Annotated in this window: 13 protein-coding genes; 9 read left to right on the top strand and 4 right to left on the bottom strand. The window is 54.4% G+C overall.

The genetic code is table 11. The annotated features are described in order from the left end of the window. Nucleotides 1–61: 61 nt before the first annotated feature. On the top strand, nt 62–601 hold the full coding sequence (locus tag ACTU44_RS08130) for an SspB family protein (protein ID WP_114099257.1): 540 nt from the start codon (nt 62–64) through the stop codon (nt 599–601). A gap of 80 nt (nt 602–681) precedes the next feature. On the opposite strand, the gene ACTU44_RS08135 is transcribed toward ACTU44_RS08130, so the two are convergent. Further along, nucleotides 682–1,617, bottom strand: coding sequence for an AEC family transporter (locus tag ACTU44_RS08135; protein WP_462097165.1), 936 nt, complete (start codon nt 1,615–1,617; stop codon nt 682–684). A gap of 295 nt (nt 1,618–1,912) precedes the next feature. On the opposite strand from ACTU44_RS08135, the gene ACTU44_RS08140 reads away from it, so the two are divergent. From ACTU44_RS08140 to ACTU44_RS08150, 3 genes are all read left to right on the top strand, one after another. After that, nucleotides 1,913–3,529 carry a fumarate hydratase gene (locus tag ACTU44_RS08140; protein ID WP_462097166.1) on the top strand — a complete coding sequence of 539 codons (1,617 nt, stop codon included), beginning with the start codon at nt 1,913–1,915 and terminating at the stop codon, nt 3,527–3,529. Nucleotides 3,530–3,694: 165 nt separating this feature from the next. Continuing rightward, nucleotides 3,695–4,615, top strand: a complete 921-nt coding sequence (locus tag ACTU44_RS08145) for a DMT family transporter (RefSeq protein ID WP_114099259.1) — start codon at nt 3,695–3,697, stop codon at nt 4,613–4,615. Between the two features lie 232 nt (nt 4,616–4,847). Further along, entirely contained in the window at nt 4,848–6,281 is a 1,434-nt protein-coding gene (locus ACTU44_RS08150; RefSeq protein WP_462097167.1) for a methyl-accepting chemotaxis protein, read from the top strand. 5 nt (nt 6,282–6,286) lie between these two features. Here ACTU44_RS08150 and ACTU44_RS08155 read toward each other — a convergent pair whose 3' ends face one another. After that, nucleotides 6,287–7,333, bottom strand: a complete 1,047-nt coding sequence (locus ACTU44_RS08155; RefSeq protein ID WP_462097168.1) for an AbrB family transcriptional regulator — start codon at nt 7,331–7,333, stop codon at nt 6,287–6,289. Between the two features lie 325 nt (nt 7,334–7,658). On the opposite strand from ACTU44_RS08155, the gene ACTU44_RS08160 reads away from it, so the two are divergent. Continuing rightward, a complete protein-coding gene (locus tag ACTU44_RS08160; RefSeq protein WP_462097169.1) occupies nt 7,659–8,291 on the top strand; it encodes an alpha/beta family hydrolase in 633 nt (210 codons plus the stop codon). A gap of 75 nt (nt 8,292–8,366) precedes the next feature. On the opposite strand, the gene ACTU44_RS08165 is transcribed toward ACTU44_RS08160, so the two are convergent. After that, nucleotides 8,367–8,804 (bottom strand): VOC family protein, encoded by a 438-nt coding sequence (locus tag ACTU44_RS08165; RefSeq protein WP_462097170.1) that lies wholly within the window; start codon nt 8,802–8,804, stop codon nt 8,367–8,369. 125 nt (nt 8,805–8,929) lie between these two features. Here ACTU44_RS08165 and ACTU44_RS08170 point away from each other — a divergent pair, with 125 nt between their 5' ends. From ACTU44_RS08170 to ACTU44_RS08185, 4 genes are all read left to right on the top strand, one after another. Then, the gene (locus ACTU44_RS08170) at nt 8,930–9,634 is read left to right on the top strand and encodes a helix-turn-helix transcriptional regulator (protein WP_114099263.1); all 705 of its coding nucleotides are present in this window, start codon (nt 8,930–8,932) and stop codon (nt 9,632–9,634) included. After that, nucleotides 9,618–10,007, top strand: coding sequence for a TfoX/Sxy family protein (locus ACTU44_RS08175; RefSeq protein WP_336083512.1), 390 nt, complete (start codon nt 9,618–9,620; stop codon nt 10,005–10,007). Before ACTU44_RS08170 ends, ACTU44_RS08175 begins: the two co-directional genes overlap by 17 nt. 166 nt (nt 10,008–10,173) lie before the next feature. Next, nucleotides 10,174–12,126 carry a putative bifunctional diguanylate cyclase/phosphodiesterase gene (locus tag ACTU44_RS08180; RefSeq protein WP_462097171.1) on the top strand — a complete coding sequence of 651 codons (1,953 nt, stop codon included), beginning with the start codon at nt 10,174–10,176 and terminating at the stop codon, nt 12,124–12,126. Nucleotides 12,127–12,289: 163 nt separating this feature from the next. Continuing rightward, complete coding sequence (locus ACTU44_RS08185; RefSeq protein ID WP_462097172.1) at nt 12,290–12,901, top strand: tetratricopeptide repeat protein; 612 nt, start codon at nt 12,290–12,292, stop codon at nt 12,899–12,901. Nucleotides 12,902–12,918: 17 nt separating this feature from the next. Here the strand turns inward: ACTU44_RS08185 and ACTU44_RS08190 are convergent, their stop codons facing one another. After that, entirely contained in the window at nt 12,919–14,982 is a 2,064-nt protein-coding gene (locus ACTU44_RS08190) for a SpoIIE family protein phosphatase (protein ID WP_462097173.1), read from the bottom strand. Nucleotides 14,983–14,984 lie beyond the last annotated feature (2 nt).

Raw genomic sequence — 14,984 nt, forward strand, 5'->3', positions numbered from 1 at the left:
TATATGACAATGACGGGGTTTGCCGGGACGTGCCGGTATCCCGCCAGATACAGGATTACTGATGCAGAAACCGGAAGAATTCCGTTACGATCTTATGGTCGACCAGGCGCTGCGCGGCGTAGTGAAAGATATTCTTGCGCGTGTGGCGGAAGAAGGCCTTTTCGGCGAGCATCACTATTACATCACCTTCCAGACCAATCATCCCGGCGTTGCATTGCCTGAAAACCAGCGCAAGGCGCACCCGGACAACATCACGGTTGTCCTGCAGCACCGATTCTGGGATCTGAAATCGGAAGATGATCACTTTTCGGTCGGCATGAGCTTTGATGGCATGCCCACAACGGTGGTCGTGCCCTTTGATGCGATGCTGGCCTTTGTCGATCCGTCTGCCAACTTCATGCTGACCTTCAGTGTCGAAGAAGAAATGGATGACGAAGATTTCGACTATGACGAAGATGACGATCTGGATGCGGACCTGATGGATGACGAGGAACCGGCACCGACACTGGTTGCCGAACCGTCAAAATCTCGCAAGAAATCCAAACCGGATGCGGGTGAAACCGGCGAAGTCATCGCCCTGGATGCCTTCCGCAAGAAATAACGCAGGCTGCGTTGAGGCGCACCGCCCATGCATGAATTACAGGCCCGACATCAATGTGTCGGGCCTGTTTTTGTTTGGGTTCAGGCGAGTGCGAGATAGGCCGAAAGGGTTGCGACCGAAAGGATTGTCGTAATCAGGATCATCCGCCCGGTCAAAACGCTTTCGCGGTCATAAAATTCGGCAAGCATAAAGGGACCGGTGCCGGTCGGAAGGGCGGCAAGCAGGATTGCCAGATGGGCCTGCGGTTCGGGCAAGCCCAGAACGGGCACGGCCATCACCCAGGTCAGTGCCGGTTGTGCAATCAGCTTGATGAACACGAAAATCCCCGTGGTGCTCCATTTTTCGTGTTTCTGACTGGCTGTGCGATCAGCCAGAAACAGTCCAAGGGCGATCAGCGCACAAGGGGCAGCTGCGCCACCGACAAGTTTCAGATAGACATCAACCGGCTCTGGCAATTCCCACGGCGAGAACATCACAATCGTGCCAAGGGTCGGTGCAATCAGCAGCGGGTTTTTAATCAGTGCCTTTAGCGTCTTGATGACAATGTGAAACCTGTTTGCTTCCTGTTGCAGGCCGAACTCGATCAGGATGATGGCAATCGCAAACAGAACACAGGCTGTCAGGATCGTCGCGATCAGGGTGGCCGCCAGACCGCTTTCACCAATCAGGGCAAGCACAAGCGGGAAGCCGAGAAAACCGGCATTGGCGTAACTGGTTGTCAGCCCGTCAATCACCGCATCGACCAGATGATGGCCACTGGCGATACGCATCACGATGGTCAGGATGAAAACAAAGCCGCACCCGAACCCGAAGGCCAGAATGAAGTCAGGTTGCCAGATTTCATGCGGCTCGGCCTTGGCCATGATGTCAAACAACAGGGCCGGAAGGGCGAAATAAACAACAAGCCGGTTGATTTCACGCGTCGCAGTCGGGCCAAGTGCGCCGCTTTTGCGCGCAACCCATCCTGTGAGGATCAGCGCGAAAATCGGAAGGATAATCAAAATCTGGGACAGCATCATTGATCCTGAGAAGTGAGGCGCCTGACCATCGGGTGGGCAAGCGTGTCCCTTGATGCACTGTCTGTTTGGTGAATGTCCACTGCAAATCAATCATAAGGGTAGTCCGACGTGGTTTGTGCCGAGATGGGTGGGGCAAAGGGGCGTTCAGATATCGGCAGAACTGCGTAAATCGGGACAAAAAAAGCATGAAGGGGCAAAGAACATGGAAATTTCTGTGCTGAGGCGCTATGTTCCGCGTCAATTATTGAGAAAAACAATCCCACCTTGTTTTTGAGAGAGACGAGAGCCTTCCATGAGTGATTTTGTCTATAAACCCATGTTCGAACAGGGGAAGGACACCACCCCGTATCGCAAGATCGGTGATGAGGGTGTTTCCACCGTTGACGTCAATGGCGAGACCTATTTGAAGGTCGAACCCGAAGCGATTGAAAAGCTGACCCTTCAGGCATTCTTTGATTGTTCGCACCTGTTGCGTCCGGGGCACCTTGAACAGCTTCGCAAAATCCTTGATGACGAAGAAGCGACCCCCAACGACAAGTTCGTGGCGATGGATCTTTTGAAAAACGCATCCATCGCATCGGGCGGTGTGTTGCCGATGTGTCAGGATACCGGAACGGCAATCGTCATGGGGAAACGTGGTGGCAAGGTCATCACCGATGGTTCAGATGAAGAAGCACTGTCCAAAGGCATCTGGCAGGCTTATCAGAAGCATAACCTTCGATTCTCGCAGGTTTCCCCGATCAATATGTTCGAAGAAAAGAACACCGGTTCGAACCTTCCGGCTCAGATTGATCTGTATGCGACCAAGGGCGATGAATACAAATTCATGTTCATGGCAAAGGGGGGCGGGTCTGCCAACAAGACCTTCCTGTTCCAGCAGACCAAGGCACTTCTGAACCCGGAAAGCATGCGCAAGTTTCTTGATGAGAAAATCCGTACCCTTGGCACTTCGGCTTGCCCGCCCTATCACCTTGCCATCGTCATTGGTGGTACGTCGGCGGAAGCCTGCCTCAAGACCGTGAAAATGGCGTCTGCGCGTTATTACGACAACCTTCCGACCGAAGGTGGCGATCATGGTCAGGCCTATCGCGACCTTGAATGGGAACAGAAGGTTCTTGAGATGACCCGCGAAATGGGCATCGGCGCACAGTTCGGCGGCAAGTATTTCTGCCATGATGTGCGCGTGATCCGTCTGCCGCGTCATGGTGCAAGCTGCCCGGTTGGTCTTGGGGTTTCGTGCTCTGCCGACCGTCAGATTCTTGGCAAGATCACCAAGGACGGTATCTTCATCGAGGATCTCGAACATGATCCGGCGAAATACCTTCCGCAAGTGACCGACGAGCATCTTGAAGACGAAGTGGTCAAGGTTGACCTGAACCGTCCGATGGATGAAATCCGCAAACAGCTGTCGCAATATGCGGTGAAAACCCGTCTGTCGCTGACCGGTACTGTGATTGTGGCCCGTGACATCGCGCACGCCAAAATCAAGGAACGCCTTGATGCCGGCGAAGAGATGCCCGAATACCTGAAAAACCATCCGGTCTATTATGCAGGCCCGGCCAAGACCCCGGAAGGTATGCCTTCAGGTTCGTTCGGCCCGACCACGGCAGGTCGTATGGATGCCTATGTCGAGCAGTTCCAGGCCGCTGGCGGTTCGTTCGTGATGCTGGCAAAGGGCAACCGTTCGAAGGCCGTCAAGGATGCTTGTAACAAGTATGGCGGTTTCTATCTTGGTTCCATCGGTGGCCCGGCTGCACGTCTGGCACAGGATTGCATCAAGAAGGTCGAAGTTCACGAATATCCGGAACTTGGCATGGAAGCCGTTTGGAAGATCGAAGTTGAAGACTTCCCGGCCTTTATCGTCATTGATGACAAGGGCAATGATTTCTTTGCCGAATTCGGCATCTGATTTCAGTCTGATCGTCCTGAAAGAATACAAACGGCGCAGGGAAAACCTTGCGCCGTTTTTCTATTGCGCCGCAACGCATGGCTGACCTCCGGTCAAAGGGGTTGCCCGCTGGCAGTGAAAATGGTCTGATTCCGGCAAAATCAACCCTTTATCGGATAACTTGTTATGTCTGAAACTTCCGCGCTTCGTGCCACCAGCGCGACGGAAAGCCGACTTGTCGGTGTGACATCTGCCCTTGCTACGGTGTTCATCTGGGCCGGTTGGCTGATTGCAACCCGCTATGCCATGACATCGAACTTTACGGCGGTGGATATCGGTCTTTTGCGCTTTGTGGTGCCGTTTGTGTTGCTTGCCCCGATCTGGCTTAAAAAAGGCATCTGGCCCAAGGGGCTTTCGATTGCCAACGGACTTTTGATGCTGATTGGATCCGGGGCGTTTTATACCCTGATGGTTGCCAGTGCCCTTCAATTTGTTCCAGCAAGCCATGTTGGCATTCTGTTGCCCGGTGTGATGGCTGTGTGGGCGGTTCTGATTGCTGTTGTGATGTTTGGCGAACGTCCGGGCAAGGTGCGTCTGGGCGGATATGCCGCGGTGATTGTCGGTGTGCTGTCACTGGTTGCGCTCAAACCGGCCGGTGCGATCAGCAGTGAGATGTTGCTTGGCTACGGCCTTGTTTCGGCCGGGGCGTTTATGTGGGCGTGTTACACCCATGCCATGCGCCAAAGCGGCCTTGGCGCGCTTGAAGCGGCGGCTTTTGTCGGGTTCTGGTCCTTTGTGATCATGGCGGTTATTGCGCTGTTTACCGGGACAACGCTTGCTGATGCGCCGGTGGGTGATGTCATGATGCTTCTGACCGCACAGGGGCTTTTGGCCGGGTGTGTTGCCGTCATTACCTATGGTCTTGCCGTGCGTCATATCGGGTCGACCGGTGCGTCGGCCTTTGGCGCAATGACCCCGGCACTGACCGCACTTGGCGGTGTGGTGCTGCTGGGTGAGCAGGGCAACCTTGCGCTGGTTCTTGCCGTGGTTCTTGTGATCCTTGGCGTGATGGTCGCGTCTGGTGTGTTTCGCAAGATGAAGATCTGACCACTGGGTCCGGGCAGTTTCACAATGGAAATCAATGTGACGAAGTCCTGAAGCCGGTAAATTGTATTGCACACGCGAAATGTTCTTTTCGCGTGTGCAATATTACGCTAATGTAACAGCAGCTAAAGGCAACGGCGCCTTGGCATTTCCAAAATCGGCAGGCAACGAGGCTTGCGCAACCTGTTCGGGACCCTTTGGGGATCACGGACCGTTTCAGCCTCGGAGTTATCAGATGTTTGCCGGTTTTATTCGTTCCGTATCCCCCGAAAATGATCGTGATTTCCAGCGTGTGCCAAATGGTACGGCACTGGTTGATATTTTGCGTCTGTTGCGCAGGGTAAGTTCTGTCGCTGATGAAGCCTCCGCACGCAATGAAGCCATTGCCGACATTCTGCGTGCCGTTTGTGAATATTGTAACTGGCCGGTCGGGCATGCCTATGTGCGGAACGGAGATCAGTTGTCGTCTGCGGGAATCTGGTCGGTTAGCGCGTCGATTTCCGCGTCAGATATCGCCGACTTTCGCGCTCAGTCCGAACAGACTGTTTTCGCACTGGGACAGGGATTGATTGGGTCTGTTGCGGCAAACGGTGATGCTGTCTGTATTCCGGACGTGACACAAAAGGACGGTTTTCTTCGCGCATCGTCTGCGGCACGCAACGGGTTGCGCGGTTGCTTCGCCTTGCCGGTCAAGCTGGCTGGCCGGACGGAGGGTGTGATTGAATTCTTTAGCCCCGATGTTGCGAAACTTGATGACGAGATGCTCGAACTACTGGGTTTCGTCGGCGGACAGGTTGCCCGTATTCTTGAACGCGAACAGGTTCTTAAATCACGGGAACAACTGGCTTCTGACTTCGAAAGCCAGGTTCAGGGGACGGTTGGGATGCTGGGGGCTGCGGTCAGCCAGATGCGCAGTGCGCTTGATATTCTGGGCGACAGTTCGGATCGAACCCGCGTATGCAGTCAGGGAATTGATCAGGCTGCCGAGCGGGCACTTTCGCGCATTGAAAATGTCGCCCAACAGATGGAGACCCTGAAAGATCAGCTGGTTCTGGTTGGAGCCGATGCCGCTGATACCGTCAGAACCACCCATGAAATCGGACGGCAGGCCCGTGATATGCGCGATACGTTTGCGTCCCTTAAGGAACGTGCTGCTGATGCTGAAAAGATGTTGTCATCAATCTCGGCGATTGCAGCACAGACAAAGATGCTGGGACTGAATGCCTCGATCGAGGCAGCACGTGTTGGCGAGGCGGGCAAAGGCTTTGCAATTGTCGCCAAGGAGGTCAAGGCACTCGCCGGGCAATCGGCCAGCGCGACGGACGAAATTTCGCGCTGGATGAGTGCGATGCTTGACGCAATTGCCAAGGCCGGTGGCGATATAGATCAGATCGCAGTGGCCATGGATGATCTTGAGGCGCGCTCTGAAACCACGGCATCGCAAACCGAACAGCAGGCTGGCATCTGTATCTCGGTTGCATCAGATGCCAGTGTTGCAGTCGGCGAGGCACGCTCTGTCGGGGACAGCGTTGTTGAAATCACCAATGCGATCAAACACACCGATACGGTTTCATCCGAACTGGGGGATGCCGCCAGAAACCTTGAAACACAGGGGGCCGAGCTCAGCGCCCGGGTTGAAGGTTTTGTCGGCAAAATTCTTGCGCTTTAGGCGAGCTAGATAATTTCGCCATCCGGCTTGGTCAGATGAGCTGTGCGCCTTGCCACCAGGCGTGCCAAGGGTGGCCCAAAAGCCAGAACCATAAAGAACCGGGTTGCCTGCAAGACCAGAATGAAGGACAGGTCTACATTGGTGCTGGCCGCAATGATGGCAACGGAGTCAAGGCCGCCCGGGCTTGTGGCCAGATAGGCGGTCAGTGGATCGACATCCATGAAGATAACCAAAAGGGCAGAAATCCCGGCACAAAAGCCGATCAGCATCACGATCGATAACAGAACCTTGGGAAAGGCGTGCGCCGCGTGGCGCAAAACCGATGGCGTGAATTTAAGCCCGATGACCCAGCCGATCATTGCATAGGTCAGGCCCAGAAACCATTCGGGCAATACCACATCAAGATAACCGCTGACATGGAGGATCATCGTAAGGATGATCGGCACCAGAAGCGGGCCCGACGGCAAACGAGATTTCGCACCAAGCACACAGCAAACAGCAGCAAGCACCAGCGTCATGGCAAAACCTGTCGCATCAAGGGGCGGAAACCATTGATGGGCTTCTGCGGCTGCGGCGGCGACCGCCGGGTCGACCCAGAAATTGGCGACACTTGAGGCCACGGCCACGACGATCACCACACGCACATATTGCATGAAGGCAACCAAACGGGCATCTGCCCCGAAGGCCTCGGCCATGATGACCATTGCCGAGGCCGCACCGGGCGATGATCCCCATATGCCTGCTGTTCCGGGTAAAACCTGTTTGACGCAAAGGATCCAGCCCAAAAAGCTGCTGGCAAGAAGGGTCATGGTCGTTACACCAATGATCAGCGGCCAGTCCTGCACAAAGGAAGTCAGGATGCCAATCGTCATTGATCCACCGATCATGACCCCGAGCACCGATTGCGCGCCAAGATAAAGCGCCTTGGGCGGGGTGATGGTTGCGCCATTGGTGCCCATCAGAATGCCGATCATCATCGGACCAACCAGAAGGGCCGCGGGTACATGCCATTGATGCAGAACGACGGAGACAGCCAGGGATACGGCTATCATCAATAGCCATTGAACCGGTTTTGGCAGCCGTCCTATACGTTCTCTGGGCGGGGCGGCTGGTGTTTCAGGGCGTTCTGATGACACGATTATGGCCTTTGCATTGTGAAGGACAAATCATCGCGGGTGGCGCGACGCGGCATGGTTCGACAATTGGGGCGTGTCGACGGGGCGGGTTTGGCAATTATAACCTTATAATCATTTGAGAATAGAGTCTTTGCGCGGTGAATATCGCGGGCCAGTCGGTCAGACCATGATTGCGCTTGGACAGGGCGTGCCCGTTGCGTATGACTTAAAGCTATTGTTCGATTTATCAAAGGGATCATCAATGAGCACCGATCCGATCAGCTTTCTGTTTGATGGCGACGCGAATGCCAAGCTGACCATCGTGCTGGCGCATGGGGCCGGGGCACCGATGGACAGTCCGTTCATGAATGAAATGGCGGGGGCACTGACCAAAGGCGGTTTGCGGGTTGCGCGGTTTGAATTTCCCTATATGGCCAAGCGCAGGCTGGATGGCAAAAAGCGCGGGCCGGATCGGGCACCGGTTTTGATCCCGTTTCTGGGCGAGGTCGTTTCACAGCTTGGCGGGCCGGAAATGCTGATCCTTGGGGGTAAATCCATGGGCGGGCGGATGGCCAGCATGGTCGCAGATGATCTTGGTGTGGCGGGGCTTGTATGCCTTGGATATCCGTTCCATCCGCCGGGAAAACCTGACAACCTGCGCACAGAGCATCTGGCAAAACTTGTGACACCGACCCTGATTTGTCATGGCACGCGCGACCCGTTCGGCTCGCCTGACGAGATCGCGGGCTATGATCTTTCAGATGCTATCAGGCTGCATTGGGTCGAAGATGGCGAACATGATTTCAAGCCGCGCACAAGTTCCGGGCGAACCCAAAGCCAGAATATTTCCGATGCGGCCAGCGCAATATCGGACTTTGCCAAAACACTGATCTGATGAAAACAGCCCGCCATCTGGCGGGCTGTTGCTTTCATGCAGGGGCGATTGGGTTTGATATCCGGCGCGAGGAGGTCAGGCGATAACAGCCTGTGCATCATCAAGGAAATGCTGGGCATATTCCGGGGCGATCTGACCGGTTTGGCTTGCGACATCGATGCGCACGCCATTCGGGTCAAGCAGGGCAAAATGGCGCTGTCCCCACGGTTCATCACGGACTTCAAGGGCGAAGTCGAAACCGGCATCGCGTAATTCGTCTGCCGCCAGACCGGCATCCTCAACCTCAAGGCAAAGAACGCTGCCTTCGCCAAGGGTGGCGGCGTGGAAAATGGCGGGCTGGGTTTCGTGACCCGGTTTCATCAAGCCAAGCTGGACGGATGGGAAATCTGCCCAGACAAGTTGGCAATACCAGTCACCATCAAAGACCGGGGTAAAGCCGAGCTTCTTATAGAAGGCGCGGCTTTGAGTGAATTTGTCGGTGATGATGATTAGATAGGAATTGGTGACTTTCATTGTCTTTCTCCTGACATTGGCGTTTAGGTCCTGTCCCGATTTCGCAATAATTACACATCCCTCCTGACAGGAGCCTGTCAGGAGCGGTATGATAATTTTCAGGGCAGGATGACGAAGGAGTGATCATGAGAAGGGCCGACAGACTATTTCGCCTTGTCCAAATCTTGCGCCGCCGGAAACTGTGCCGGGCATGTGACTTGGCCGAGGAACTGGAAGTTTCCGAACGTACCATTTACCGCGATATCCGCGACCTTGCTGCGTCAGGTGTTCCTGTCGAGGGCGAGGCGGGCGTTGGTTACATCCTGCGTGATGGATATGACCTGCCACCCTTGATGTTTGATGCCGACGAGATCGAGGCACTGGTCGTGGCCGCACGCATGGTACAAAGCTGGACCGATCCGCAAATGGCACGGGCCGCAGGCGATGCGCTGACCAAGATCGAGGCCGTCTTGCCCGAGAAAATGCGCGGGTTGATTGGCGGCGTGCCGATTGCGGTGGCGGAAATTGCGCAGGAACCAATCGCGATTTCGATGCCAGACCTCAGACGTGCCATTCGGGAACGTAACCTGATTGATATCGACTATACCGATGCCAAGGGCGATGAAACCAGACGACGTGTCTGGCCTTTGGGAATGCTGTTTTTCGGTAGCACATGGTTGCTGGCGTGCTGGTGCGAGTTGCGCGAGGCCTTTCGGGTTTTCCGTGCCGATCGTATTCGCGGTATGGAAATTTCCACCAACAAATACCGACCCGTGCCGGGGCGTTCATTGCGGGACTATCTGATTTCCGAGGGTGTCGAGGGGGAGATACTCAATGGCATCGGTCGATAACGAGTTTGTTCTGACCTTCGCGGAACTTCTGTCACCGCTGGGAAACATTCGGGCGAAGCGGATGTTTGGCGGCTTCGGGCTTTATTGCAACGGCTTGTTCTTTGCGATCATTTTCGATGATGTGGCCTATTTCAAAGGCGATGCGCAAACCAGCGAAACCTATGAAGCCATGGGAATGGAGCCGTTTCTTGTGCCGTCGGGACGCGCGCACCTGTCCTATTTCGAAGTGCCGGGCGAATGGTTCGATGACACCGATCAACTCATGAAGTTTGCCCATATGGCTCTCGGCGCTGCACACAGGGCAGAGGCAGCAAAAGGTGCCAAGACCCGCAACAGGAACCCCGTCAGGCAAAAACAAAAGACCACGGAATAGAAAGGCTGCGCGAATTTTCCAATTCTTTGCCGGGGCGGGATGTGTCATCGCCAATATGCGTTGAAATTTGTGCGTTTGCAGCGCATGGGCAGATCAGGGTATGTTGTCTAATATAAATTGTGTGTAGTATTTCGCTATGACAATGAATGTATTGGGTTCCTGATTCGTGGCAGTCGGCAAGTTCTGGCAACATGTTGCCGATATCTTCAAGATCCAAACTGAAAAACCGGAGCTGATCCGTGCGCAGGTCCAGGCATTGTCACGCCAAATTCCTGTACTTTACATGCTGTTGCTCGCCAATGCGGTGGCACTGGCTTATACGCATTATGGTGATGCACCGGACTGGCTGACGGTCTACGCAGTGATCGTTCTGGGGACTGTGTGCATCGCCCGCGCAATAGCCTGGAGCCGGGCAAGAGTCGACATTGATGATATCAGTGTATGTCTGGGTCATTTGCGCCGGATAAGGGTGCTTGCTGCGACGGTTTCGGTTCTGTTTACCGCTTGGGCGATTACAATGTTCGATTATGGCGATGCCTATCAACAGGGGCATGTCGCCTATTTCATCTCGATCACGGTTGTTGGTTGTATCTTCTGTCTGGTGAACTTTCCGCCTGCTGCAATGCTTGTCGTGGTGATTGTGCTTGGCACCTTTGTGATGTTCTTCGGATTGAGCGGCAACGAGGTCTATGTCGCGATCGCGGTCAATATGGCGTTGGTTTCGGTGATGATCATCCAGATCATTCGAAGCTTTTATGCCAATTTTGCCGGACTCATTGATACCCAGCTTGATCTTGAAGAACAGCATCAGACAACAATCGAGCTTTCCCGCCAAAACGAAGCTCTTGCCCTGATTGATCCGTTGACCGGTCTTTCAAACCGACGTGCGTTTTTCACTCATCTTGATGAAATGGTCAAAAGGTCGGAGCCAGAGAAGACATTTGCTGTTGCGATGATCGATCTCGACGGGTTCAAGCCGGTCAATGACGTCCATGGACATCCGGCCGGGGACGAGCTTTTGATGCAGGCCGGTGAACGATTGCGGCGGATACTTGGTGAGGACACGCTTCTTGCCAGACTGGGCGGGGACGAGTTTGGTGCCGTTTTGACCAAACAGGGGGATGCAATCGAGCTGATCGAGCTTGGTCATCGTCTTTGTAAGGCACTTAATCAGCCTTTTACGCTGAGTACGATTACAGTTCAGGTCTCTGCATCGTTGGGTTTTGCGACTTACCCCAGTGTTGCACGCAGTTCGAATGGATTGTTCGAGCGTGCCGATTTCGCCCTGTATCACGCCAAGAAGAACTGTCCGGGTGAACCGGTGTTATTTGCGGCCCATCATGAAACATTGATCCGGCATGATTCCCAGATTGAGCAGGCTTTGCGCAAAGCCGACCTTTCAAAAGAACTTACCCTTCATTATCAACCGGTCTTTGATGTGAAGTCGGGTAACGTTGTTTCGGTCGAAGCACTGGCACGTTGGGACAGTGTCCTGATGGGACGGGTGTCGCCGGGGACATTTTTCCCGGTGGCAGAAAAAACCGGTCAGGTGAACCTTCTGACCAGAGTTCTGTTTGAAAAACTTTTGGCCGATATGATGCACTGGCCGAATTCGGTTGCGGTATCTTTTAACCTGTCAGCTCGTGACATTGTTTTGTCTGACACGGTCGAATGGCTGATCGAACAGATCAGAAACCGCAAACTTGACCCGGCCAGACTGACATTTGAAGTCACCGAAACGGCCTTTCTGCGAGATTTTGCCGCTGCACGGACCAGCATTAGATATTTGCGTGAACATGGTGCGCGTATTGCCCTTGATGATTTCGGGATCGGCTATTCCAGTTTGCGTTACGTCCATGAGCTGGAATTTGATGTGCTTAAGGTTGATCGCAGCTTTATCACACCGCTTCCCGGCAATGAACGCAGCCGACGGATTGTCAAAACCGTGATCGACATGTGTGCAAATCTTGGGATTGATTGTGTCCTTGAAGGTATCGAAACCGAACATCAACGCGACGAGATCACCGTGCTTGGTGGCTGTTTGATGCAGGGTTATTTCTTTGCCAGGCCCGCGCCCGAACCACACCTGATGCCTTTATCTGACAACCTTAAATCCTGACGGCGCCGATACCGGGCATTTATAAAGATGCCAAACGACTTTTGAGACGACCCGGTTAATCTTCCCGCAACCAGATGGCGTTAATCTGTTTCACGCGGGATCTCAAATTTCAGTCAAACCTGACTGCCGATCCCGATTTTTGGCGGGAACGGGGCATCTGGCAATGTCGTCGCAGACACAGGTTTCGCAGTCACAGCATATCGCATTTGCAGGCGAGATTGATCTTGCGCCGGAAATTCGTGCGCGATTACGTGACCTGATTGATGGTCTGCCAAGTCAGCCAGCCCGGCTTCGGGTTCTTGGGCATGTATTGCTTGACCTCGGTCTGGGGGATTTGGCCCTGAATGCGTTTGGGCGGGCTTTGCTGCTTGATGATCTTGACGCATCTACGCATCTGGGCCTGACGCGGGTCTATCTTCAGACCGGTCGCCGGGAAACCGGACTGGAACATCTTGAAATTGCGATCAGCCTGCGACCCGATGCGCGAGAATTGCGGGTTCTTGCCGCCGATCTTCTCGGGTGCCGTGACAAGATGCGGGCACTTGATCAATTGGGGGCGGTTCTTGCAGCGGAACCTGATCATGCCGGTGCGCGCAAGGGACTGGCAAATCTGGTGCGGACCGTGATTGCCGGGCGTCTGCAATCCAAACGTGACATCGTGATCCGTGAACGTCCCGAGCCAACAGTTGATCGCACCCAGTTTGTCTGGGGTGAGGCTGAACCGTTTGGCGATCTGATCCAGTCAAGCGTCGGACGGGCGCGCTATCGTTCCTGAAGACCGGTTCGACCTGGCTAGATTGCGCAGGGGATCGGTGTTGATTGCAGGGACACAATCGTAAAATCATCTGAAAGTTTGGCCGGGGCGCGATCCATGAACTGATCGGCAATCTGGGCTGCCAGATCAATTTCCTTGCGGTTTTCGATGATGGTTTCACGCAGCATTGTAAGCAACTTGTCCTCGCTCAGGAACTGCCCATCATCAAGTGTGGTTTCAATCAGCGCATCGCTATAAAGCAGCAGGAAGCTGGCGGCCGTAAAGCTGACTTCTCGCGTTTCATAGCGTGCATCACGAATGACACCCAGTGGAACACCCGACCCGTCAAGATAGCGCGCTTGCCCAGTGAGGCTGTTGCCAAGGATCGGTGACGTACAGGCAGCACTGGCATAGGTGAACTTGCCCCGAACCCGGTCAATGACCCCGTATAGCATGGTGGCATATTGCCCGACGGGCAAAAGGCCCTTGAGATGGCGGTTAAGGTTTTCAAGATAGTCACCGGGTTCACGGTCGCGAAGCTGATCGGACCAGATCAGGGAATGCAGACGGAAAGTGTTCAATGCTGCACCCAGGCCATGACCGGCAAAGTCAACAATGTAAACACCGAGCCGATGTTCATCAATTGGCACCAGTCCCCACATGTCACCGCCCAGCTCGGATGACATCTGGAAGGTGGCGCTGATCCGTAATCCGTAATCAAGTCCGGTGCCGCGATAGTTTTCAGGCGCCGGGTTGAGGTTTTCCTGCATGTCGCGGGCAAGGGTCAGTTCGGACCGGGTTCTTTCCTGATATGCCTGAAGCTGTTTGACCAGCAGGCGGTTTTCAAGGTGAATGCGGGTACGTGCAATCAGTTCCGCCTTGTTGAGCGGTTTAAGGATCAGGTCGGTCGCGCCATCATCGAAAATCCGTGTGCGGCCCTCATTTTCCTCAAGCGCTGTCTGGGCGATGATCGGGGTTTCGGCAAAATCCGGATTGGCTCGCAGCGCCTTGCAGACACCATAACCATCGAGTTTCGGCATGATGATGTCGAGAATGATCAGATCGGGATTGTGTTTCCGGACCTGTTCGATGGCATCCTCACCGTCCTTGGCAAATGCAAGGTTGGTAAAGCCTTCTGCACGCAGGTAGGACGCGATGATTTCGCGTGACAGCAATGTGTCATCGGCAATCAGAATGGTCGCGTTCTGAGGATTGCGAATATCGACATCGGTTTCGTGAGCCGGCTGGCTTGTCAGTCGGGCATTTGTAGGCGTCGATGAGGACGGGAATTCAGTGCCTTCCTGATCAAATTCAAGTTCTATGCTCCGTCCGTCACGGGAGAAATTCACCGCATGGCAAAGGCTTCTGATTAATGGCAGTCCCCGTCCGAAGGTCGTTTTGCGCCCTGCCACATTGGTTGGGCAGGAGTCGGCAGGTGGTGTGAAGCCATTTCCCTGATCGTTGATTGAAATAACGATATGGCCGTTTTTGCGCTTGCGTGCGGTCAGCAGGATGGCCCGTCCGCCATGTTTGCCAGATGCAAGGCGACGTTTGGTTTCTTCCCCCAGTTCGGTAAAGCTGTCCATCGACAGATGGCCGCTGGTGTCGAGTTCCAGATTGCCGTGAATAAGGGAGTTGGCAAAGGCTTCCTGTACAGCCATCTCGACTGTCGGGGCGATTTTTTCGCCAATGAGTTCCCGATGGCGTAGTGCGGTTACAAATTTCCGGGCGACGGGCAGGTAATAGGCGCTTCGCGTCGACAGGCATATGGACAGGGTGTTCTTGTTGCCACCTTGTTGCTTGATCAAAGGGGCAATATCGGCAAGATCTATCTCGCGGGAACATTCGACAAAGACGTCGCAATTCAGTCTGGTCAGCGCGCCAAGCCATTCGCGGCTGGCGTCAGGGGGGACCAGACAGGCAGAGAAATGATTGCTGTGGGAAAAATCCTCAGGTGTCTGACCAAATGTATATCTGACAGAGCGGTTTTCGGGCATTTCCCAAATAGCACCGCTGGCGATAAACGCATCCACATCATCAAGGGCAAGCGATTGGGCAACGGCGATGGACGGGTTCATGCGGCTTTCTCTGCCAGCGGCCATGG

The sequence above is a fragment of the Thalassospira sp. SM2505 genome, from assembly GCF_054901115.1.

Coding starts and splice junctions, on each gene's coding strand:
- ACTU44_RS08130 (WP_114099257.1), top strand. CDS start 62: ATGCAGAAACCGGAAGAATTCCGTTACGATCTTATGGTCGACCAGGCG.
- ACTU44_RS08135 (WP_462097165.1), bottom strand. CDS start 1,617: ATGCTGTCCCAGATTTTGATTATCCTTCCGATTTTCGCGCTGATCCTC.
- ACTU44_RS08140 (WP_462097166.1), top strand. CDS start 1,913: ATGAGTGATTTTGTCTATAAACCCATGTTCGAACAGGGGAAGGACACC.
- ACTU44_RS08145 (WP_114099259.1), top strand. CDS start 3,695: ATGTCTGAAACTTCCGCGCTTCGTGCCACCAGCGCGACGGAAAGCCGA.
- ACTU44_RS08150 (WP_462097167.1), top strand. CDS start 4,848: ATGTTTGCCGGTTTTATTCGTTCCGTATCCCCCGAAAATGATCGTGAT.
- ACTU44_RS08155 (WP_462097168.1), bottom strand. CDS start 7,333: ATGATAGCCGTATCCCTGGCTGTCTCCGTCGTTCTGCATCAATGGCAT.
- ACTU44_RS08160 (WP_462097169.1), top strand. CDS start 7,659: ATGAGCACCGATCCGATCAGCTTTCTGTTTGATGGCGACGCGAATGCC.
- ACTU44_RS08165 (WP_462097170.1), bottom strand. CDS start 8,804: ATGAAAGTCACCAATTCCTATCTAATCATCATCACCGACAAATTCACT.
- ACTU44_RS08170 (WP_114099263.1), top strand. CDS start 8,930: ATGAGAAGGGCCGACAGACTATTTCGCCTTGTCCAAATCTTGCGCCGC.
- ACTU44_RS08175 (WP_336083512.1), top strand. CDS start 9,618: ATGGCATCGGTCGATAACGAGTTTGTTCTGACCTTCGCGGAACTTCTG.
- ACTU44_RS08185 (WP_462097172.1), top strand. CDS start 12,290: ATGTCGTCGCAGACACAGGTTTCGCAGTCACAGCATATCGCATTTGCA.
- ACTU44_RS08190 (WP_462097173.1), bottom strand. CDS start 14,982: ATGGCCGCTGGCAGAGAAAGCCGCATGAACCCGTCCATCGCCGTTGCC.